Raw genomic sequence first — 20,057 nt, forward strand, 5'->3', positions numbered from 1 at the left:
TGGTCAGCTACCGCGTCGAGGTCGGACGGCAGGATGGTGTCAGTCCGCGGGAGATCGTCGGCGCGATCGCCAACGAGACCGGGCTGGACGGGCGTTATATCGGCCGCATCACGATCCGTGATGACCATGCCTTCGTCGATTTGCCCGATCGGTTGCCGCCGGCGGTCTTCGAGCATCTGCAACGGATCCATGTCTGCGGCAAGCCGCTGCGGCCGACGCGTGCCGAAGGGGCGGACCGGGTCGGTGGGCGCGACGAGGGTCGGGGGCGCCGAGCGGCCCCGGCCCGGTTCGGCGGTGCCGGCAAGGGCGGGCGCACCGGAAGCCCACCTGGCGAGGGCTTCCGGTCTCGTCCGAAAAGGTCCGATTGACGGCCCCGGCGCGCGCTGCTCGGTCGGGTAGGGCCGCGTAAGCCCTGATCGATGGTGGCTCCGTCGGCGCCTGGCCCCGGCGCGCCGCGCCGGGAGCCCATGCTGGGCGGCTCGGCGGCGAGATCCTTATCGCTGGCGGTCGCGCTGGGGCCGTGCCGGGATGTTGGCAAACCCCGGGGCGGCCCGGCACTGCCTCGCGGTAACGCGGGCCGTCACCGCATCTTGGATTCAGATCAGGAACAGGGTGGCGAGACCCAGGAAGATGAAGAAGCCACCCGAGTCGGTGATGGCGGTGATCATGACCGAGCTGCCGAGCGCTGGGTCGCGGCCCAGCCGTTGGCGGATCAACGGGATCAGGACGCCGGCCGTCGCGGCGACCAGCAGCGTCAGCGTCATGGCCGCGGTCATGACGACGCCGAGCGCCGGGTTCTGATAGAGCCACCAGGCCATCAGGCCCACGAGTCCCCCCCAGAATAGGCCGTTGATCGTCGCGACGCCGAGTTCTTTCTTGAGCAGGCGGCGCAGCGCCGACGGTTGCACCTGACCCATCGCGATCGCGCGCACGATCATCGTGATCGTCTGATTGCCGGCGTTGCCGCCGATGCCGGCGATGATCGGCATCAGGGTCGCGAGTGCGACGAGCTTCTCGATCGAGTCCTCGAACAGTCCGATGACCCGCGAGGCGATGAAGGCGGTGACCAGGTTGATCGCGAGCCAGGCCCAGCGGTTCTTCACCGAGCGCATCACCGGGGCGAAGATGTCTTCTTCCTTGCGCAACCCGGCCTGGCTCAGGATCTCGGCTTCCGACTCCTCGCGGATGTAATCGACCATGTCGGCGACCGTCAGGCGCCCGATGACGCGCCGCTCGGCGTCGATGACCGGCACCGACACCAGGTCGTAACGCTCGAACGCATTGGCCGCGCCGCCGGCATCGTCCTCGGGGGCGAAACTGATCAGTGACTTGCTCTGCATGACCTGCGCGACCTCGGTCTCGGGGTCGCTGATCAGCAGCGATTCGAGCGTCAGGATGCCACGCAGACGATCCTCGCGATCGATCACGAAGATCTTGTCGGTGTGATCCGGCAGCGCGTCGAAGCGGCGCAGGTAACGCAGCACGACCTCCAGGGTCACGTCCTCGCGCACCGTGACCATGTCGAAGTCCATCAGCGAGCCGACCGTGCCCTCCGGGTAGGACATGGCCGCACGCACCTGCTGCTGTTCCTCGGTATCGAGCGACTCGAGAACGACCTCCATGACCTCCGGTGGCAGGTCGGGCGCCAGATCGGCCAGTTCGTCGGCGTCGAGGGTCTCGGCGGCCGCTTGCAGTTCGGCCGGGTCCATGTTGTCGATCAGGGTCTCGCGAACCGCGTCGGAGACCTCCAGCAGGATGTCGCCGTCCTTTTCGGCCTTGACCAGATCCCAGACGAACAGCCGGTCTTCGAGCGGCAGTGCCTCGAGGATCCACGCGATGTCGGCTGGGTGGAGGCGGTCGAGCTTGCGTCGAAGCCTGGCGATATGCTGCCGATGGACGATCGACTCTACCAGGTCGTGACGCGGCATCGTCTGGCGATGGACCAGATCCTCGACGAGTCGCTGGCGCGACAACAGTCGTTGGACATCGCGAAGGTGGCGGTGAACGGCATCCGGATCGCGTGGTTTCGACTGGCTCATGGGTGGCACTGGGGGTTGGTTGAGAGCGGAGACCAGGCGCGCACTCTACGGCCTTGCCGGCGCGCTGGCGAGTCCGAATCACGGGGCTCGAACATACTTCCATTCTCTCCAAAATGATGTATGATTTCCCGTTTATCCGCTCGCGGTTTTACCCTATCCGTCTCTGCAGGGCAGTCTATGGTCACGATTCGTTTGTCTCGCGGGGGGGCCAAGAAGCACCCCTTTTACCAGATCGTCGTCGCCGACATCCGCGCCAAGCGCGATGGCCGCTATATCGAGCGCATCGGCTTCTACAATCCTTGCGCAGTAGGCGGCGAGACCGAGTTGCGCCTCGATCGTGAGCGGGTCGAGCACTGGATCAAGCAGGGTGCCCAGCCGACCGAACGCGTCGCCCAGTTGCTGAAGCAGGCCAAGCGCGAGGGTCTGATTTCGGTCCCGTCGGCGGCTTGATCGGGACCGGCGCCCGCTTCGCTGCCTGGTGGTCGCTGTGGCTGTGCCGCCGGGTCGGGCCGGTGAGCGTCTGATCGTCGTTGGCCGTGTCGCGGGGCTGTTTGGCGTACAGGGCTGGATCAAGGTCTTCTCCGAGACCGATCCGCGCGAGAATATTCTAAGGTACGACCCCTGGGTGGTGGGAAGTGCCGAGGAGTCGTTCCGGGTGATCGAGGGGCGGCGCCACGGGAAGGGATTGATCGCTCGGCTGGCTGGTTGCGAGGATCGAGATCAGGCCGCGGCCTTGGTCGGGCGAGAGATCGCGGTTCGGCGCGACCAGTTGCCTCCGCCGCAGCCCGATGAGTTCTACTGGGTCGATCTCGAAGGCTTGGCCGTGGTCCATGTCAGTGGCCAGTCGCTCGGTCGCGTCGAACGGCTCTTCCCGACCGGCGCCAACGATGTGATCGTCGTGCATGGCGAGCGCGAGCGGTTGGTGCCCTTCGTCTGGGGCGATGTCGTCAAGGATGTCGATTTCGACGCGGGCGAGATCCTCGTCGACTGGGACCCCGACTTCTGACGATGCGCTTCGATGTCGTGACCCTGTTCCCCGATCTGTTCCGGGTCTGGGCCGAACAGGGTGTGACCGGTCGCGCCCTGACCCGTGGTCAGGCCATGCTGGGTCTTTGGAATCCGCGCGATTACGCCGAGGATGTCCATCGCACCGTCGATGACCGACCCTATGGCGGCGGCCCCGGGATGGTCATGAAGGTGGCCCCGTGGCGGGCCGCTGTGCAGGCCGCGCGATCTGGGAGCGGTGATCATCGCGTCGTGTACCTGACGCCCCAGGGGAGGCCGCTCGACCAAGCGGCGATCGGCGAGATCGCGAAGGCCCCTGGATGGGTCCTGATCGCCGGCCGTTACGAGGGAGCCGATGAACGCCTGATCGAAAGCTGTGTCGATGAGGAGTGGTCGATCGGGGATTACGTGTTGAGCGGCGGCGAACTGGCCGCGATGGTCGTGATGGACGCGGTGATTCGTTTGTTGCCGGGCGTCTTGGGCCATCGCGATTCGGCCCGCGAGGATTCGTATATGGACGGGCTATTGGATTGCCCCCATTACACGCGCCCCGAGGTCGTCGAAGGCCGAAGCGTCCCGGCCGTGCTCGTGAGCGGGGATCATGAGGCGATTCGCCGTTGGCGCTTGCAGCAGTCCCTCGGGCGCACCTGGCTGCGCCGTCCGGATCTGCTCGAACGCCGCGGTCTCAGCGACGCCGAGCGCGCGCTGCTAGAAGAATTCATCCAGGTGTATCGACGTCGAGCGCCGGATCAGAACAGGAGCGGATAGAGACATGAGCAACATCATCGAAGAACTCGAGAAGGAACAGATGGGCCGCGAGATCCCGGATTTCGTGCCCGGCGACACCGTTGTCGTCAGCGTCCGGGTCAAGGAGGGTGCCCGGGAACGGCTCCAGGCCTTCGAGGGCGTCGTCATCGCGAAACGCAACCGGGGGGTCAATTCGGCCTTCACGGTGCGCAAGATCTCCCACGGCGAGGGGGTCGAGCGCGTCTTCCAGACCTATAGTCCGACGATCGCCGACATCGAGGTCAAGCGCAAGGGCGACGTGCGCCGCGCCAAGCTCTACTATTTGCGCGATCGAAGCGGCAAGGCCGCCCGAATCAAAGAGAAGATCTAGCCACCGCGGGCGGCCGGCTGGATCGGCGCCCGCGCGAACGGTTGCCGAGATCGGCGTGGCGCCGAGCTTCTACTGGCATGATTACGAGACCTGGGGCAGCGATCCGCGCTGGGATCGGCCGGCCCAGTTTGCGGGTCAGCGCACCGATCTCGAACTGAACCCGGTCGGCGCGCCGTTGGTGGTCTATTGTCGGCCGGGCGACGACCGGTTGCCGGACCCGACGGCCTGCCTGATCACCGGGATCACGCCCTGGCGAGCGGCCCGCGACGGGATCATCGAGGCGCGGTTCGCCGACGCCATCCATCAGGAGTTGGCCCGCCCGGGCACCTGCGGAGTCGGCTACAACAGCCTGCGCTTCGATGACGAGGTGACCCGGCATCTCTTCTATCGCAACCTGATCGATCCCTACGGCCGCGAGTGGCGCCACCAGAACTCCCGTTGGGACCTGATCGATGCCCTGCGTCTGGCCCACGCGCTGCGCCCCGACGGCGTTGCCTGGCCCACGGATGACGAGGGTGTCTGCTCGTTCCGCCTCGAGGCGCTGACCGCGGCCAACGGCATCGAGCATGGCGACGCGCACGAGGCCCTGGCCGACGTGCGCGCGACCATCGCGCTGGCGGCACGCCTCAAGCGCTGCCAACCGCGTCTGTTCGACTACGCCCTGTCGCTGCGCGACAAGCGGCGAGTGCAGCGGATGCTGGCCATGGGTCGGCCGCTGCTGCACGTCTCGGCCCGGTACCCGGCCGCGCTGGGGTGCCTGGCCCCGGTCCTGCCGATCGCCCCGCATCCGACCAACGGCAATGGCACGCTCGTCTACGATCTGCGCTGGGATCCGGCGGAGTTTCTCGATCTGAGCCTCGACGAGATCAGTGCGCGACTCTTCACGCCGGCAATCGAGCGGCCGGAGGGCGCGGTGCGCGTGCCGGTCAAGACCGTGCATAGCAATCGATGCCCGATGCTCGCCCCGATGACGACGCTGACCCCCGAGGCCGCGGTGCGCTGGGCGATCGATCTGGAGCAGGTGGCCAGCCACGCACGGGCCTTGCAAGGCTCCAGTGCGGCCGGGTTTCGCCAGCGCGTCGCCGAGGCCTTCGGCACGAAGGCGGCGGTCACCGAGAGGGACCCGGAGCGGATGCTCTACAGCGGCGGCTTCTTCTCCGATGCCGATCGCCGCGAACTCGACCGGCTCCGCGGACTCCCGCCGCTGGAACTGGCGCGCGAATCGCCCAGGTTCGAGGATCCCCGCCTGCCGGAGATGCTGCTGCGCTATCGGGCCCGCAATTGGCCCGAGACCTTGACCGATGACGAGCGTGCCGACTGGGATGCCTATCGTTTCGCGTGCCTGACCGATCCGCCGCCGGGTGGTCTCGCGTTCGACCAGTATCGGCAACGCCTGCTCGAGCTGCGCGAGCTCCATGCCGAGGACCCGTCCCGGTGCGCCTTGCTCGATGAGTTGGACCAATGGGCTGAACACATCATGGATGCCGGGGACCAGTGAGAGGCCTGGAGCCATGGTTGGCTGGGCGATCTCGTTGGATGCCGAGCGACAGGTGCTGCCCGCGCTGCGCTTCGGTCGGACGCCGCCGTGGCCCAGCGGGTAGGGGCCTGATCCCGCTGGACACCGTGCAGCCGTGAAGGGGCTGAGAGCCGTTCGTCGCGCTCTGCCGTCCCCGGCAAACCGAAACCATGGACCGGGACCGAGATGGTCCCGGTGCGGTGGCGCGGCAGCGCTCGGAAGCCGCCTCTTCGAAGGATCATCTTTGCGAGGGGTTCGAGTCTCCGCCGTGGCGGTCGCCACTCCAGATGGTCACGGCGCGCTTCGTCAGTGGGGGTACCTCTTCGGCGCGATCCCAGTACAAGTAGAGCGCGGCGAGGTTCGTCAGGCTCCTCGCGACCAACGGATGATCGGGACCCAGGGTCCGTTCGCGGATCGCCAAGGATTGGCGAAACAGGGATTCGGCCTGGTCGTAGTGCGCCTCTTTGACCTGAACCCAGGCGAGGTTGTCCAAGGTGTTTGCTACCCTCGGATCCTCTGAACCCGTTACCTGCTCCTGGAAGGCCAGCGCGCGTTGATACTGGCGCTCGGCTTGCAAGAGCTCGCCTTGTATCAGGTACTCCATCGCGAGGTCGTTCACACGGGCCACGAGTCCCTGCGGATCCTGGTTGGCCGTTTGTTCGGCCCGGTGGACGGCCTGCTCGGCGAGAGCCAGCGCTTGGGGCGCACCGGCGTGCGCGGTCAATGGTGACACCAAAGCGCAAAGGAACAGAAGGATGATGGGTCTCGGCATGCTGGTGGCTCCTTGTGAAAGAGATTTGAAAAATGGGACTTGGGTGCGAGGGTGTCCGACCCGTCCAGTGGACAGGTCCGGGGCCGTCAAGGATGACTGGGTGTTCATTCAATCCTCCCACCGGCCATGGCCGGGGATCACGACATCGTGCTCGTTGTAGACGCCGTCGTTGGCCCGCCCATGGCAGCTGTCGCATTGGCTGAAGCTGCCGACCTCGGGGTTGCCGGTCACCAGGCGCAGTGGAATCTCATCGTGCTTCCTGACGAAATAACGGTTCTCGGTGATGCGCGGCCCGCCGCCGGCAGGATCGGGCATCTCGCCCAAGGCGGCCTTCGCGAAACTCCGAGAGCGTTTCTTGTCGGAGAAATCCGCCGCATTGGCCGACAGGTACCGGCCGATCGCCTCGCGGCTCTCGTCGGGAAGGGAGGCGTCATCGCCGAAGTGGTCGGCCAGGGCCGCGGGGGTCATGATGACATTCCACGACCGCGCCGGCAGCAGACCCGGCTGGTAGGCCATATGGCATGAGCCGCATTCCTCCGCGTAGAAGCTGTTGGTCACCGGGTCCACGTCGGCACGCGGCGTGGTGCTTCGGCGGTGTTCACGATGGTCGTCATCACTGATGGCGAGTCCGGTCGCAACGGCCGTCAGCAGGCCGACGGTCGTCAGCGTCAGGGTCAGCATGGTCTTGTTCATTGCTCGTGGTTCCGATTCATTGGGTACGGATGTAACTGATGAAGTCGTCTTTTTCGTCGGCCGTGCATTCGCGGCCGAGCGTCCATCGGCAGTTGCGCAGCAGCCATTTCTCGATCTTGGCCGGATCGGTGAGCCGCGCTGGTTCGACCGAAGGGGCCAAGGGCTTGATGACCTTACCGGTATTGACCTGTGAACCCGGCCGGGTCAGCTCGCGGCCGTGGCAGCTGACGCAACTGCGTGCCGGTGACCCATCGGCTTGGGGATACTCTTTGACCCAAGCGGCAGCGCCGGCCGCCGGATCTCCGGCCATCAACCAGGCCGACCAGGTCAGCAGGCCGGTCGTGACCAGCGCACTCGCGAGACGAGACCGGTTGGTCATTCGGGGTCCCTCCGCTTGTCGCCGGTGATCATCGCGCGGACCAGGTTCTCGCGATGGAGTAGGCTGGACGCGATGACCCCCGCCAGGTGCAGAAGGATCAGACCCAATGTGAGATTGGCGAGGACCTCGTGGACCTCCTCCAGGTTGTGGCCCCATGCGGCTGGCCAATCGCGGGTCAGTGGCGCCAGGGGCCCGGCCAGCTCCTGGGCTCCGTACAGGGCCAGGCCGGTGATTCCAGTCGCCGCGACCGCGGTCAGCAGGAGCACGATCATCGCGCCGCCGGCGGGGTTGTGACCGAGGTAGCGCGGCGCGCGCCCTTGAAAGGTGTCGGCAAAATACCGTCCGATCTGGCGTGGTCCGCGTACGAAGTCGCTGAAGCGAGCGTGCCGGGGGCCGGCGAAGCCCCACACGAGGCGTACGGCGATCAACGCGAGGACCAGGTAACCAGCCCAGACATGGAGGCTGAGCCAGTCGTCCTCGACGAGATAGGCGGTCGCGAAGCCGGCGACCAGTGACCAATGGAACAGCCGGACCAGCGGATCCCAGACGTGGATCCGGTCGGCCGCGGCGGGTTTTTCCGTCGCTTGCGCGACGGCGGTTCGTGCGAACATATCGATAGCTCCTGTGGTGCGATCAGGTCAGGGTTGACGGCGCAGCGAGGCGACGTGGGACCCAGGTTAACGACGTGGTGCTGACCGGACCCTGAGCGGGCTCGTCAGCGAATCGTCAGCGAAGCACCTGTCTAATGGCCGACATGATCAAACGACCCCAACCCCGAGCGCTGCGGATTGGCGCCTTGATCCTCGCGACGGCCCTCGCCGCGCCGGGGATCGAGGCACATCGGTTCGACCATCGCGAGGAAGACGAAGAACATGATCATGACCGGGCCCGTCAGGCCTTGATGCGCGGCGAGGTGCGGCCCTTGGCCGAGGTCTTGAGACAGGTCTCCGCGCGCGTGCCGGGCGAGGTGATCGCGGTCGAGTTCGAGCGCGAGAGGCGTGGCGCGGCGTCTCGCTGGGTCTACGAGGTGAAGCTGATTCGGCCCAATGGTCGCTTGATCGAGGTCTATGTCGACGCCGCGAGCGGCGAAATCCTGAAGAGCGAGGACGAGTGATGCGAATCCTCTTGGTCGAGGATGATGACCGTTTGGCCGACGGTGTGGCGGCGGCCCTCGCGGGTGCCGGCTTCGTCGTCGATCGTGAACGCGAGGGCGAGGCCGCCTGGTTCAAGGGCGACACGGAGCCGTACGCCGCCGTGATCCTCGATCTCGGGTTACCGGGGATGGATGGCTTGTCGATCCTGCGACGCTGGCGCGCCGGCGGTCAGCGGGTTCCGGTGCTGATCCTGACCGCGCGCGGCGATTGGCACGAACGCGTCGAAGGGATCGATGCCGGCGCTGACGACTACCTGCCGAAGCCGTTCCGTATGGAGGAACTGATCGCCCGATTGCGCGCGCTCGTGCGACGCGCCGCCGGCCAAGCGACAGCGGTGGTCACCCATGGCCCGATGGTGCTGGATACCAGGCGGATGACGGTCAGCGTCGACGGGGTGCCCATCCATCTGTCGCCGCAGGAATACCGGCTGGTCAACTATCTGATGCAGCATGCCGGGCGCGTCGTTTCCCAGCTCGAGCTGACTGAGCAGCTCTACGCGCAGGACTTCGAGCGCGACTCGAACGCGGTCGAGGTGCTGGTCGGGCGGGTCCGCCGCAAGCTCGGCATCGACCTGATCCAGACGCGCCGCGGTTTTGGTTATCTGATCGAAGCCGCCGAACCATGACGCGCCGGTCGCTGCGCGTTCGTCTCTGGATCAGCGCCGCCGTGTCGATCCTTCTGGCCGTGTTGATCGCCGGCTGGGGGCTCGTGGCCCTGTTCGAGCGCCACGTCGAACGGCGCCTCGGTGAGGAACTGCACCTTCATCTGAATCAGCTCGCCGCGGCCACGTCCTTGGCTCCGGATGGCGTCCTCGGGCTCGCGCGCGAGCCTCTCGACCCCCGTTTCGCTGAGCCCTTCAGCGGCCTCTATTGGCAGATCGATGCGCCGATCGGCGGTGTCGAGCAGGCCGGATGGCGGCGTTCGCGTTCCTTGTGGGATACGGTGCTGGCGTTGCCGACCGATCGCCTCGATTTCGGCGAGGTGCACACCCATCAGGTCCCGGGTCCGGCGGGGCAGACCTTGCTGGTGCAGGAACGGCGCCTGCTCTTGGCGGACGGCGCGACGGATCACCCGGTGCGCCTTGCCGTCGCCCTCGATCGCGCGGACCTGATAGCCGCGCGCAACGCCTTCGCGCGCGAGATGCAGCCCTATCTGGCGTTGATCGCATTGGCCTTCGTCGTCGCGACGGCCGCGCAGATCCAGACGGGGCTGGCACCGCTCGAGGCGGTGCGCCGTGGCGTCGAGGCGATCCGCTCCGGTCAGGCCCAGCGCCTTGCCGATCCGTATCCGGACGAGGTCATGCCGCTGATCACCGAGGTCAATGCCCTGTTGGTCGCTCGCGAACAGGCGGTCGCCAGGGCGCGGGCCTGGACCGCCGACTTGGCGCACGGTCTCAAGACCCCGCTCAGTGCCTTGACCGCCGACGCGCAACGGCTGCGCGAACAGGGGCACACGGCCCTGGCCGAGGATCTGGAACTGACGGCGCAGGTGATGCGCCGACGCATCGAGCGAGAGCTGATCCGCGCCCGGATCCGCACCGAGGCCCACCCAGGCCAAGCGAGCGCTGATGTCGAGGTGGTGCTTGCGCGCCTGCTGCGGACGCTGCAACGGATCCCCGGTGGCGCCGGTCTCGACTGGCACCTGGAGGCACCGACGAAGACGGTGGTGGCCATGCGGCCCGATGATCTGATGGAGCTCCTCGGCAACCTGTTGGAGAACGCTGCCCAATGGGCCGCACACCAGGTCCATGTCGTGGTCACGACCGGACGGCAGATCAGGATCCGGATCGGCGACGACGGCCCCGGGGTCCCGGCCGGGCAGCGACCGCAGCTCGGGAAGCGGGGTCTGCGGTTGGACGAGGGCCGCGCCGGCACCGGGCTCGGCTTGGCGATCGCTCAGGATATCGTCGAGGCCTACGGCGGGGAGTTGCGATTCGGTCAGGCTCCGATCGGGGGCCTCGAGGTCGAGCTCCGGCTCCCCGTCGCGGAGCGCGGCGCCGCTTAGCAGCGGGGTCGGAGCCCCGGCGAGGGGCATCATGCTCGATGCCGCCGCCGGTCGCGCGGCGGGACTCGATTTCGATTCTCGGTCAGGATGTCCGCTGAAGCAGCTTCCTCCTGAACTCTCCCATTCGGTCGGATCTTTGGCCCTTTGGGCCAAAGACCGACTCTGGCTCGAGGGGAGCGAGGGGATCGTCCGTTCGCCGCTCCGTTTGGTTCAGCGTGGCCGGATCCCGATCCGCCGCAGGATGGCCTTCTCGATCTCGACGAGCACCAAGACCGAGGATCCGGTCAGAAAGATCCAGCCCCAGGTTGCAGCGTCGAGCGGTGCGGTCTGGAACAGGGTCTGCATCGGGCTCGCGTAGGTAAAGGCGACTTGTAGAATCAGGATCGCGCCGATCGCGAACAGCACATACCGATTGCCGAACAGCCCCTGTCGGTTGAGCACCGGATCGAGGATGTAACGGGCGCTGAACAGATAGAAGATCTGGAACACGATCAGCGTGTTGACCGCGACGGTGCGGGCATGCTCGATGCTGGCCCCCTGTTCGAGCGACCAGAAGAACAGCGCGAAGGTGCCGGTCATCAGGATCACCGAGACGAACAGGATTCGCCACAGGAACAGCGGCGTCAGCACGGGTTCGTGGGAGTCGCGCGGCGGTCGGCGCATCACGCCGCGCTCGGGCGGCTCGAAGGCCAGCGCCAAGGCCAGCGTGACCGCGGTCACCATATTGACCCACAGGATCTGCACCGGCGTGATCGGCAATTGCGCGAAGCCGAACAGGATCGCGCCGATGATCATCAACGATTGGCCGCCATTGGTCGGCAGGATGAACAAGATCGCCTTCTTCAGGTTGTCGTAGACGGTTCGTCCTTCCTCGACCGCATGAGAGATCGACGCGAAGTTGTCGTCGGCGAGCACCATCTCGGATGCCTCCTTGGCGACCTCGGTGCCCTTGTTGCCCATCGCGATCCCGACATCGGCGCGCTTCAGGGCCGGGGCGTCGTTGACGCCGTCCCCGGTCATGGCCGCGATCTGCTCGCGCGCCTGCAAGGCACTGACGAGGCGCAGCTTGTGTTCCGGGCTGACGCGGGCGTACACGTCGATCTGGTCGACGCGTTCGCGCAACTCCTCGTCGGACATGGTCTCGAGCTCGGCGCCGGTCAGGGCATCCTTCGGGTTGGCGATCGCGAGCTGCTCGGCGATGGCCCGCGCGGTGGCCGCATGGTCACCGGTGATCATCTTGACCCGGATGCCGGCCTCGTGGCAGCGGGCGACGGCCGTGATGGCCTCCGGACGCGGTGGGTCGATGAGGCCGAGCAGACCGATCAGGGTCAGGTCGCCTTCGACATCGCCAAAGGTCAGCTCGGTCTTGTCGAGATCGACCGATTTGGTCGCCACGGCCAGGACCCGCTGACCCGCGGCCGCCAGCTCCTCGACGCGGTCGAGCCAGTGCTGGAGCAGCAGCGGGCCGACGCCGTCGGTCGCGCGCTGATTCGCGCACATCTCGAGGATCCGCTCCGGCGCCCCCTTGACGTAGACGAAGCCCTGGCCCTGGTGGCTGTGGTGCAGCGTCGCCATGAATTTGTGTTCGGACTCGAACGGGATCAGGTCGGTGCGCGGGAGTTCCTGGACGACGGTGGTCGAATCGAGTCCGCCCTTGATCGCGGCAACCAGCAGCGCGCCTTCCATCGGGTCGCCATTGACCCGCCAATCGTCGTCTTGCTGAGCGAGGCCGGAGTCGTTGCACAGCAGGATCGCGCGGAGGATCTCTTGCAGGTGCGGGTCCTGCTCGACGGCGTGATCGGCCTCGTCGAGCTGGATGCTGCCGTGCGGGTTGTAGCCGCTGCCGGTCAGCGTCAGTCGGTGCTCGGTCGTCTCGATCGTGCGCACCGTCATCTCGTTGCGGGTCAGGGTGCCTGTCTTGTCCGAGCAGATGACCCCGACGGTCCCCAGGGTCTCGACGGCGGGTAGGCGCCGGATGATCGCATTGCGCCCGGCCATCCGTCGGACGCCGATCGCGAGCGTGATGGTCATGATCGCCGGCAGGCCCTCGGGGATCGCGGCGACGGCGAGCCCGACGGCAGCCATGAACATCTCCGTGGCCGAGTAATCGCGCCACAGGGTGCCGAACGCGAAGGTCAGCGCGGCGATGGTCAGGATCGCCACCGTCAGCCACCGGCCGAACTGCGCGATCTGGCGCAGCAAGGGCGTCGTCAGCTGCTGGACGTCGGCGACCATCGCGCTGATGCGCCCGATCTCTGTCTCTGCGCCGGTCCCGACGACGACCCCGGTCGCCTGACCGCGCGTGACCAGGGTTCCCGAATAGACCATGTCGCGGCGATCGGCGAGCACCGTCTCGACCGAATGGGGGTCCGTTGTCTTCTCGACCGGCAACGACTCACCGGTCAGCGCCGATTCGTCGACCTCGAGGCCCTTGACCTTGATCAGCCGCAGGTCGGCCGGCACGCGATCGCCCGATTGCAGCGGTACCAGATCGCCAGGGACCAGGCCCTCGGCATCGATCTCGGTCCGCGTGCCCCCGCGGATCACCAGCGTGCGCGGCGACAGCATCTTGCGGATCGCCCGCAGCGCGTCCTCGGCCTTGCCTTCCTGGATGAAGCCGATCGCGGCATTGATCACGACGACGCCGAAGATGACGCCCGCGTCGAGCCAGTGCTGCATCAGCGCGACCACGATGCCGGCGGCGATCAGGACATAGATCAGGACGTTGTGGAACTGGGCCAGAAACCGCATCAGTGGGCTGCGCGCCTTGGTCTCGGGCAGCCGGTTGGCACCGTGGATCTCGCGGCGTCGCGCGACCTCGTCGGGGGGCAGGCCGGTATCGGGCGTCGTCAGGCGCTCCATGACCTCCGATACGGCCAGGCTATGCCATGGGGTGGCCGGATCCTGTGAGCCGTTGGTCCCGCCAGGCGGGGTCACGGCGGCCAACGACCGGCGGCGGAGCGCCCAGATCGCGGCGCCGACCACCAGGCCGGCCAGTGCAGCCAAGACTAGCCAGTCTCTGGCCTGAAGGGCCAGGGATCCGGTTAGTGTATCCAACATCTTGATTCTCCTATCGAAGTTCCGGTAAGGATGTGTCGCCAGTCCCCTGCGGTCCGGTGCCCTGGTCGGCGGGCTCGCCGAACACCAGTCATGTCGTTTCCTCGGCGCTGGCCCATCATCCTATGACAAGGTCCGTGGCAAAGCGAACCAGATCGACCACGCATCGCTTCGGTGTCGGCGGGATCGCGCCTCGTGTTCCTTCTCCCGGCGTCGACCGGGGACTCTTCCGATTGCGGATCGAACGAGGCCGCCTTATCTTGATCCCCATGAACAGGTATCAAGCCGATTTGTATCCACCCATCGAGCCCTACGCGACCCATCGTATCGCCGTCGATCCGCCCCATGAGATCCATGTCGAGGAGTGCGGACGCCGCGATGGCATTCCCGCGCTGTTTCTGCATGGCGGCCCGGGCGCCGGCTGCGAACCGGGGCATCGCCGTTTCTTCGACCCGGCGCGCTACCGAATCGTTCTGTTCGATCAGCGCGGTTGTGGCCGATCCCGCCCCCATGCGGAGTTGGCGGCGAACACCACCTGGGACCTGGTGTCGGACATCGAGCGGATCCGCCAGGTGCTCGGCATCGAACGGTGGCTGGTCTTCGGCGGGTCGTGGGGTTCGACGCTCGCGTTGGCCTACGCGCAGGCCCATCCGGAGCGCGTCGCGGCGCTGATCGTGCGCGGAGTCTTCCTGTGTCGGGACACCGAGATCCGCTGGTTCTACCAGGAAGGCGCCAACTGGGTCTTCCCCGATTGGTGGCGCGATTTCGTTGCACCGATCCCGGACGCCGAGCACGGCGACCTGCTCGCCGCCTATCACCAGCGATTGATCGGGCCGGACGAGTCGGTGCGTCTGGCCGCGGCTCAGGCCTGGTCCTTGTGGGAAGGCCGCACGGCGACCTTGATGCCGAACGCCGATGTCCAGGCCTACTTCGCCGACCCGCACGTGGCCCTGAGCCTCGCACGAATCGAGTGCCATTACTTCGTGAATCGGGCCTTTCTGGATCCCGACCAGTTGCTGCGCGACGCCCATCGGCTGGCCGATCTGCCGGGGGTCATCGTACAAGGGCGCTACGACATCATCTGCCCGGTCCGTTCGGCCTGGGAACTCCACCAGGCGTGGCCCGCCGCGCAGCTGGAACTGATCTCGGATGCCGGGCACGCGGCCTTCGAGCCCGGCATCCGGCGGGCGTTGGTCGCCGCGACCGACCGTTTCGCAACCGAGCTCGGATGATCGGCCTGATCCAGCGGGTGCGCCACGCCTCGGTCGAGGTCGACGGCGACCAGATCGCCGCCATCGAGCGGGGATTGCTGGTCCTGGTCGCCGTGCAGAGGGGCGATGAATCCAAGCACGCCGATCGGCTGCTCGAGCGACTGTTGGGCTATCGCGTCTTCCCCGATGCGCAAGACCGCATGAACCTGAGCCTTCGCGAGATCGGCGGTGGTCTGCTGCTGGTGCCCCAGTTCACGCTCGCGGCCGACACCAGGAAGGGCACGCGCGCCAGCTTCACGACGGCCGCCCCGCCGGCCGACGGGGCGCGGCTGTTCGACTACCTGGTGGCGCGCGCCCGCGAGGCGCATCCGCTGGTCGAGACCGGGCGTTTCGGCGCCGACATGCAGGTCTCCTTGACCAACGACGGTCCCGTCACCTTCTGGCTCGAGGGCTGACGGCGCCGCGAATGGTGATTTGCCGGGGGCACTAACGATTGCGTTCGGGCGGCGAGGAACCTTTGTCCGCGTCGGGAGCCGCCGGGGCGCGGGACGATCCGATGCCCGTACCTTGGTCGCGCGGGTGCGATGCAGCTGAGCGAGGAAGAAACGCCGATGCAGCCTGATGACGACCGCCGAGGCGTTTCGCTGGAGGGGCAGGGCGCCGCGTGGCGCGACGAGGACAGGGTGAAAGCGCGGACCGCCGCCGTGCGCGGACGCGATCTTCTGCTCGTCCTGCTCGCGACGCTGGCCGTGCTGATCGTGTTTCGGACCACGATCGGGGTTCCGCAGACGACGGTCGGGTACCTGCTGACGATGATGCTGGTCCAGGCGGCGGTGCCGATGGCGGCGGTCTATCTGGTGATCGTGCGCGGGCGCGGCATCCCGTGGCGTGACATCGGGTTGAGGCCCGCACGCAGCGGCTGGTACCTGCGCGCGTTGGGGTTGGCGTTCGTCACGCTGCTGCTCGTCGGCGCGATCAATCTGGCCCTGCAAGCCATGATGGACCAGCCGCTCCACAACCCCCAGGTCGAGGTTCTCGCCCCGCTCGCTGTGTCACTGCCGTCCATCATCGCGGTGGCCCTCCTGGTCGCTGTCGTCTTCCCTTTCGTGGAGGAGGTCGTCTTCCGCGGCCTCCTCTACGTATGGCTGCGCCGCTTCAGCGTGCCCGTGGCCTATGTCGGCAGCGCCGCGCTCTTCGCGGCCGCGCATGGGATCCTCGTCCTGCTGCCGGCGCTGTTCGCCATCGGGCTCATCCTGGCGTGGACTTACGAGAAGAGCGATTCGCTCTGGCCGCCGATCCTGCTTCACGGGACTTTCAACGGCATCATGCTCATCCTGCTCTACGCCGCCATCGCCGCCGACGCGCCGCCCCTCTGAGGCGGTCCGGACGGCCCCCTTGTCCGTCGGGATATGCATGTTTCAGCGCGTTAGTGATTCAGTTTCACAGCTACACAGCCATCCGCGCCGCTGATTGTCGGGCTCGATATCCGATGAATCGGCTTTTTCCCAGGTCATGATCATTCCGCGGTCGTTGGGTCTATGAGCGCCGTGATCAGCGGACGATATCATGGTGGCCGCGCGGCGCCAGTTCGGTGGATGCTCGGGGACGGGCGCTTGATCTGGTCGTGGTGCTCTGTTAGCTTGTCGGGGCCTCATTCCTCATGGCTGGAGTCAGGCGGTCTATGGTGGTCCGTGCCGGTCCCTCCGCAACGCGAAACCGTGAACCCGGTCAGGCCCGGAAGGGAGCAGCCGCAGCGGTGGCAGCGTGTGCCGGGGTGCGGCGGGTGCGGACCGCCGCCCTGATCGGCCCGGGGCTTCGCCGTGCCGGTAACGACGCCATCGGTTACACTGGCGGCTCCTCATTGCGTAATCGCCCCCTGCGTCAGCCCGATCAACCCGATGTCCTACCAGGTTCTTGCACGTAAGTGGCGCCCCAAGACCTTTGCGGATCTGGTCGGGCAGGCCCATGTGGTCCGCGCTCTGACCAACGCGCTCGAGCGGGGCCAACTGCATCATGCGTATCTGTTTGCGGGCACCCGCGGGGTCGGCAAGACGACGCTGGCTCGCATCCTGTCGAAGGCCCTCAACTGCGAGAAAGGCGTGGGGCCGACGCCGTGCGGCGTCTGCGATGCCTGTCGTGAATTGGATCAGGGGCGGTTCATCGACTTGCTCGAGGTCGACGCAGCTTCCCGGACCAAGGTCGAGCAGACCCGCGAACTGCTCGACAACGTGCCCTTCGCGCCGGTCAAAGGTCGCTTCAAGGTGTACCTGATCGACGAGGTGCACATGTTCTCGGAGAAGAGCTTCAACGCCTTGTTGAAGACGCTCGAAGAACCGCCGCCGCACGTCAAGTTCCTGTTGGCCACGACCGACCCGCAGAAGCTGCCGGTCACCGTCTTGTCGCGTTGCCTGCAGTTCAACCTCAAACGGTTGTTGCCCGGTGAGATACAACAGCAGTTCGAACGGGTTCTGCGGTCGGAAGGGGTGGCCTTCGAACCGGCCGCGCTGACCTTGTTGGCGCATGCCGCGGATGGCAGCATGCGCGATGGCCTGAGCCTGCTCGATCAGGCGATCGCTTTCGGGGGAGGGCGGGTCGGTGATGCCGAGACGCGGGCCATGCTCGGTGTCGTCGGCCGTGATTGGCCGCTCGCGCTTGCCGCTGCCCTGGCTGCCGGGGACGGGCGCGAGCTGCTCGGCGAGATCGAGCAAATCGCCGAATTGGCTCCGGATTTCGGTGACCTGCTCAAGGATCTGTTGCGTGTCCTGCATCGGGTGGCTTTGATCCAGCAGATCCCCGGGATACTGCCCGACGAGGATCCGGACCGCGCGCGCATCCTCGAGTTGGCCGACAGGATGTCGCCCGAGGATTGCCAGCTGTTCTACCAGATCATCGCCACCGGGCAGACCGATCTGACGTTGGCGCCGGATCCGCGCAGCGGGTTCGAGATGGTGTTGCTGCGGGCTTTGGCCTTTCGGCCGGTCGAGCAGACGGTTCGGCCGCCGCCGGTTCACGCATCGCGGGCGGGCCGCACCGAACCTTCCACGCCGCCCGCCGGTGCGCGTTCGGCGAGGTCGGCGCGGGGCGTTCCAGAAGCGACCCCAGAAGCGACCAGGGCGGTCGAACCATCACCTGCCCCGGATGCTGGCCGGCCTTTTCGGGTTGCCGAGGCTGCGGCGGATGGTTACAGTCGCGTGGTCTTGGCCGACGGCGAGGACTGGCATCGTCTGATCGGTGAGCTGGGGCTGGGCGGTCTGGCCAGCGAGCTCGCGAGCCACTGCGAATTGCTCGCTTGGGACGGACAGGTATTGCGCCTGACGTTGGACGCGGCCTGTCAGCATGTGCGGGTGCCGAGCGCCGAAGAACGGTTGCGACTGGCCTTGCAGCAGGCACTCGGTCCAGATCTGCGGCTGGAGATCCGCGTCGGCGGTCCGGACCGCGAGACGCCGGCTCAGCGTCGGTCGCGGCTGGCCGGTGAACGACAGGCCGAGGCCGAGCGGACACTCCGGCAGGATCCGGTCGCGGAGCGGATCCGAACCCAGTTCGGCGCACAATGGGTGCCGGGTAGCATCAAGCCCTCCGGCTGAGAGATCGTGAAGAAACCGCCGCGAGTGGCCGCACGGCAGGTTCGATGCCCCACCTCTGGGCGGTCTTGGAGTGGCGAACTTAAGATAATGCGAGGTACAGAGCGTGAAAGCCGGATTAGGCAACATCCTGAAACAGGCGCAGAAGATGCAGGAGGAGCTGCAAAAGGCGCAAGAGCAATTGGCGCGTGAAGAGGTTGTCGGTGAATCCGGCGGCGGCCTGGTCCGGGTGACCATGACCGGTCGACACGAGGTCAAGCGCATCGAGATCGATCCATCGTTGCTTGCCGACGACAAGGAGATGCTCGAGGATCTCCTTGCCGCCGCCGTCAACGATTCGATCAAGCGGGTGGCCGAGAAGGCACAGGAAAACATGGCGGGACTGACCGCCGGGTTGCCGTTGCCGCCTGGGTTCAAGATGCCCTTCTGAAATCCAGTGACCGAACCGGCCCTGCTCGATCGCCTGATTGACGCCCTGCGGTGCCTGCCCGGGGTTGGTCCCAAGTCTGCCCAGCGTATCGCCTTTCATCTGTTGGAGCGGGATCCGGAGGGTGGTCGGCGACTCGCCCGAGTCCTGGCCGAGGCGCTCGATCGGATCAGCCGTTGTCGCCGCTGTCGCACCCTGTGCGAGAACGAGATTTGCGACCTCTGTGCGAATCCGCAGCGGGATCCATCGCTGTTGTGTGTCGTCGAGCAGCCATCGGGGATTCTCGCCATCGAGCAGGCCACCGATTTCCGTGGCCTGTATTTCGTGCTCGGTGGCCGACTCTCGCCGATCGATGGCATCGGGCCGGAGCAACTGGGTCTCGATCAGCTGCGGGCGCGTTTGAACGCTGGCGAGCTGGTCGAGCTGATTCTGGCGATCAGTCCGACCGTCGAAGGGGCGGCGACCGCGCAGTACATCGCGGCCCTCGCGGATGACGCCAAGGTCAATGTGACACGCATTGCCCATGGTGTGCCGCTCGGCGGTGACCTCGAGATGGTCGACGGCGGCACCTTGGCGCATGCCTTCGCCGGGCGCCGCGCGCTGTGACGGGCCGGGGTCGTCGGGCGAGATCGGGCGCATCCCGGTCCACGCCGGCCGCCTCCGATGGAGGTCGCAGACCGATCGTGGCGGTTCGGAAACGAGACGCGAGCCTCGAGGTGACCAGTCATGGCTGAAACCATCTTTTCCAAGATCGCCGCCGGCGAGGTGGCTGCCGACATCCTGTACGAAGACGAACGAGCGATCGCCTTTCGCGATGTCAATCCACAAGCGCCGGTGCATCTACTGGTGATTCCGCGCAAGGCGATTCCGACCCTGAACCAGGTCACGCCGGACGATGCGAGCCTGATCGGTCATCTGTTCCTGGTTGCTGCCAAGGTCGCCGCGCAGGAGGGGATTGCCGAGACCGGGTATCGCACCGTCGTCAATTGCAACGCCGGCGCAGGTCAGACCGTGTATCATTTGCACCTGCATGTCCTGGGGGGGCGGCCGATGCAATGGCCGCCGGGCTGACCGATCATCGGCAAGACCTGTGGTTCCCCGA

Annotated in this window: 22 protein-coding genes and 1 other RNA gene; 17 read left to right on the forward strand and 6 right to left on the reverse strand. The window is 66.6% G+C overall.

Going from position 1 to position 20,057, the window contains the following annotated elements:
- The coding region (locus ABC977_RS07310; protein WP_369666599.1) for a DbpA RNA binding domain-containing protein at positions 1–368 on the forward strand (368 nt) is incomplete at its 5' end.
- A gap of 228 nt (positions 369–596) precedes the next feature.
- Here ABC977_RS07310 and mgtE read toward each other — a convergent pair.
- Complete coding sequence (mgtE, locus tag ABC977_RS07315; protein WP_369666600.1) at positions 597–2,039, reverse strand: magnesium transporter; 1,443 nt, start codon at positions 2,037–2,039, stop codon at positions 597–599.
- A 177-nt stretch (positions 2,040–2,216) separates the two neighbouring features.
- Here mgtE and rpsP point away from each other — a divergent pair, with 177 nt between their 5' ends.
- The 5 genes from rpsP to sbcB are packed head-to-tail and all read left to right on the forward strand — an operon-like array spanning position 2,217 to position 5,659.
- A complete protein-coding gene (gene rpsP / locus ABC977_RS07320; protein WP_369666601.1) occupies positions 2,217–2,489 on the forward strand; it encodes a 30S ribosomal protein S16 in 273 nt (90 codons plus the stop codon).
- A 43-nt stretch (positions 2,490–2,532) separates the two neighbouring features.
- The gene (rimM, locus tag ABC977_RS07325; RefSeq protein WP_439849177.1) at positions 2,533–3,045 is read left to right on the forward strand and encodes a ribosome maturation factor RimM; all 513 of its coding nucleotides are present in this window, start codon (positions 2,533–2,535) and stop codon (positions 3,043–3,045) included.
- Positions 3,046–3,047: 2 nt separating this feature from the next.
- Entirely contained in the window at positions 3,048–3,812 is a 765-nt protein-coding gene (gene trmD / locus ABC977_RS07330) for a tRNA (guanosine(37)-N1)-methyltransferase TrmD (RefSeq protein ID WP_369666603.1), read from the forward strand.
- Between the two features lie 4 nt (positions 3,813–3,816).
- Positions 3,817–4,161, forward strand: a complete 345-nt coding sequence (rplS, locus tag ABC977_RS07335; RefSeq protein WP_369666604.1) for a 50S ribosomal protein L19 — start codon at positions 3,817–3,819, stop codon at positions 4,159–4,161.
- Between the two features lie 55 nt (positions 4,162–4,216).
- Positions 4,217–5,659, forward strand: coding sequence for an exodeoxyribonuclease I (sbcB, locus tag ABC977_RS07340; RefSeq protein WP_369666605.1), 1,443 nt, complete (start codon positions 4,217–4,219; stop codon positions 5,657–5,659).
- A 256-nt stretch (positions 5,660–5,915) separates the two neighbouring features.
- On the opposite strand, the gene ABC977_RS07345 is transcribed toward sbcB, so the two are convergent.
- The 4 genes from ABC977_RS07345 to ABC977_RS07360 form a co-directional block, all read right to left on the reverse strand.
- Entirely contained in the window at positions 5,916–6,449 is a 534-nt protein-coding gene (locus ABC977_RS07345) for a tetratricopeptide repeat protein (protein ID WP_369666606.1), read from the reverse strand.
- A 108-nt stretch (positions 6,450–6,557) separates the two neighbouring features.
- A complete protein-coding gene (locus ABC977_RS07350; protein WP_369666607.1) occupies positions 6,558–7,142 on the reverse strand; it encodes a diheme cytochrome c in 585 nt (194 codons plus the stop codon).
- Between the two features lie 16 nt (positions 7,143–7,158).
- Entirely contained in the window at positions 7,159–7,521 is a 363-nt protein-coding gene (locus ABC977_RS07355) for a DUF1924 domain-containing protein (RefSeq protein WP_369666608.1), read from the reverse strand.
- Positions 7,518–8,132: a cytochrome b/b6 domain-containing protein gene (locus tag ABC977_RS07360; RefSeq protein WP_369666609.1), complete on the reverse strand. Its 615-nt coding sequence runs from the start codon at positions 8,130–8,132 to the stop codon at positions 7,518–7,520. The genes ABC977_RS07355 and ABC977_RS07360 overlap by 4 nt, the downstream gene beginning before the upstream one ends.
- 143 nt (positions 8,133–8,275) lie before the next feature.
- On the opposite strand from ABC977_RS07360, the gene ABC977_RS07365 reads away from it, so the two are divergent.
- Genes ABC977_RS07365 through ABC977_RS07375 form a run of 3 tightly spaced genes read left to right on the forward strand, consistent with a single transcriptional unit; the run spans position 8,276 to position 10,679 of the window.
- Positions 8,276–8,635: a PepSY domain-containing protein gene (locus ABC977_RS07365; RefSeq protein WP_369666610.1), complete on the forward strand. Its 360-nt coding sequence runs from the start codon at positions 8,276–8,278 to the stop codon at positions 8,633–8,635.
- Positions 8,635–9,300 (forward strand): response regulator transcription factor, encoded by a 666-nt coding sequence (locus ABC977_RS07370; protein WP_369666611.1) that lies wholly within the window; start codon positions 8,635–8,637, stop codon positions 9,298–9,300. Before ABC977_RS07365 ends, ABC977_RS07370 begins: the two co-directional genes overlap by 1 nt.
- The gene (locus tag ABC977_RS07375) at positions 9,297–10,679 is read left to right on the forward strand and encodes a sensor histidine kinase (RefSeq protein ID WP_369666612.1); all 1,383 of its coding nucleotides are present in this window, start codon (positions 9,297–9,299) and stop codon (positions 10,677–10,679) included. The genes ABC977_RS07370 and ABC977_RS07375 overlap by 4 nt, the downstream gene beginning before the upstream one ends.
- Before the next feature lie 210 nt (positions 10,680–10,889).
- Here ABC977_RS07375 and ABC977_RS07380 read toward each other — a convergent pair whose 3' ends face one another.
- Positions 10,890–13,739, reverse strand: coding sequence for a cation-transporting P-type ATPase (locus ABC977_RS07380; RefSeq protein WP_369666613.1), 2,850 nt, complete (start codon positions 13,737–13,739; stop codon positions 10,890–10,892).
- A gap of 266 nt (positions 13,740–14,005) precedes the next feature.
- Between ABC977_RS07380 and pip the strand changes: the two genes are divergently transcribed.
- The 8 genes from pip (at position 14,006) to ABC977_RS07420 (ending at position 20,026) form a co-directional block, all read left to right on the forward strand.
- Entirely contained in the window at positions 14,006–14,968 is a 963-nt protein-coding gene (gene pip / locus ABC977_RS07385; RefSeq protein ID WP_369666614.1) for a prolyl aminopeptidase, read from the forward strand.
- Positions 14,965–15,402, forward strand: coding sequence for a D-aminoacyl-tRNA deacylase (gene dtd / locus ABC977_RS07390; RefSeq protein ID WP_369666615.1), 438 nt, complete (start codon positions 14,965–14,967; stop codon positions 15,400–15,402). Before pip ends, dtd begins: the two co-directional genes overlap by 4 nt.
- A gap of 129 nt (positions 15,403–15,531) precedes the next feature.
- The gene (locus ABC977_RS07395) at positions 15,532–16,323 is read left to right on the forward strand and encodes a CPBP family intramembrane glutamic endopeptidase (protein WP_369666616.1); all 792 of its coding nucleotides are present in this window, start codon (positions 15,532–15,534) and stop codon (positions 16,321–16,323) included.
- A 316-nt stretch (positions 16,324–16,639) separates the two neighbouring features.
- Positions 16,640–16,736: signal recognition particle sRNA small type (gene ffs / locus ABC977_RS07400), an RNA gene on the forward strand.
- A 109-nt stretch (positions 16,737–16,845) separates the two neighbouring features.
- Positions 16,846–18,531 (forward strand): DNA polymerase III subunit gamma/tau, encoded by a 1,686-nt coding sequence (dnaX, locus tag ABC977_RS07405; protein WP_369666617.1) that lies wholly within the window; start codon positions 16,846–16,848, stop codon positions 18,529–18,531.
- Between the two features lie 103 nt (positions 18,532–18,634).
- Positions 18,635–18,958, forward strand: a complete 324-nt coding sequence (locus tag ABC977_RS07410; protein WP_369666618.1) for a YbaB/EbfC family nucleoid-associated protein — start codon at positions 18,635–18,637, stop codon at positions 18,956–18,958.
- A gap of 6 nt (positions 18,959–18,964) precedes the next feature.
- On the forward strand, positions 18,965–19,561 hold the full coding sequence (recR, locus tag ABC977_RS07415; protein ID WP_369666619.1) for a recombination mediator RecR: 597 nt from the start codon (positions 18,965–18,967) through the stop codon (positions 19,559–19,561).
- Positions 19,562–19,681: 120 nt separating this feature from the next.
- Entirely contained in the window at positions 19,682–20,026 is a 345-nt protein-coding gene (locus tag ABC977_RS07420; protein ID WP_369666620.1) for a histidine triad nucleotide-binding protein, read from the forward strand.
- Positions 20,027–20,057 lie beyond the last annotated feature (31 nt).

The sequence above is a fragment of the Thioalkalicoccus limnaeus genome, from assembly GCF_041197575.1.
Lineage (GTDB): Bacteria > Pseudomonadota > Gammaproteobacteria > Chromatiales > Chromatiaceae > Thioalkalicoccus > Thioalkalicoccus limnaeus.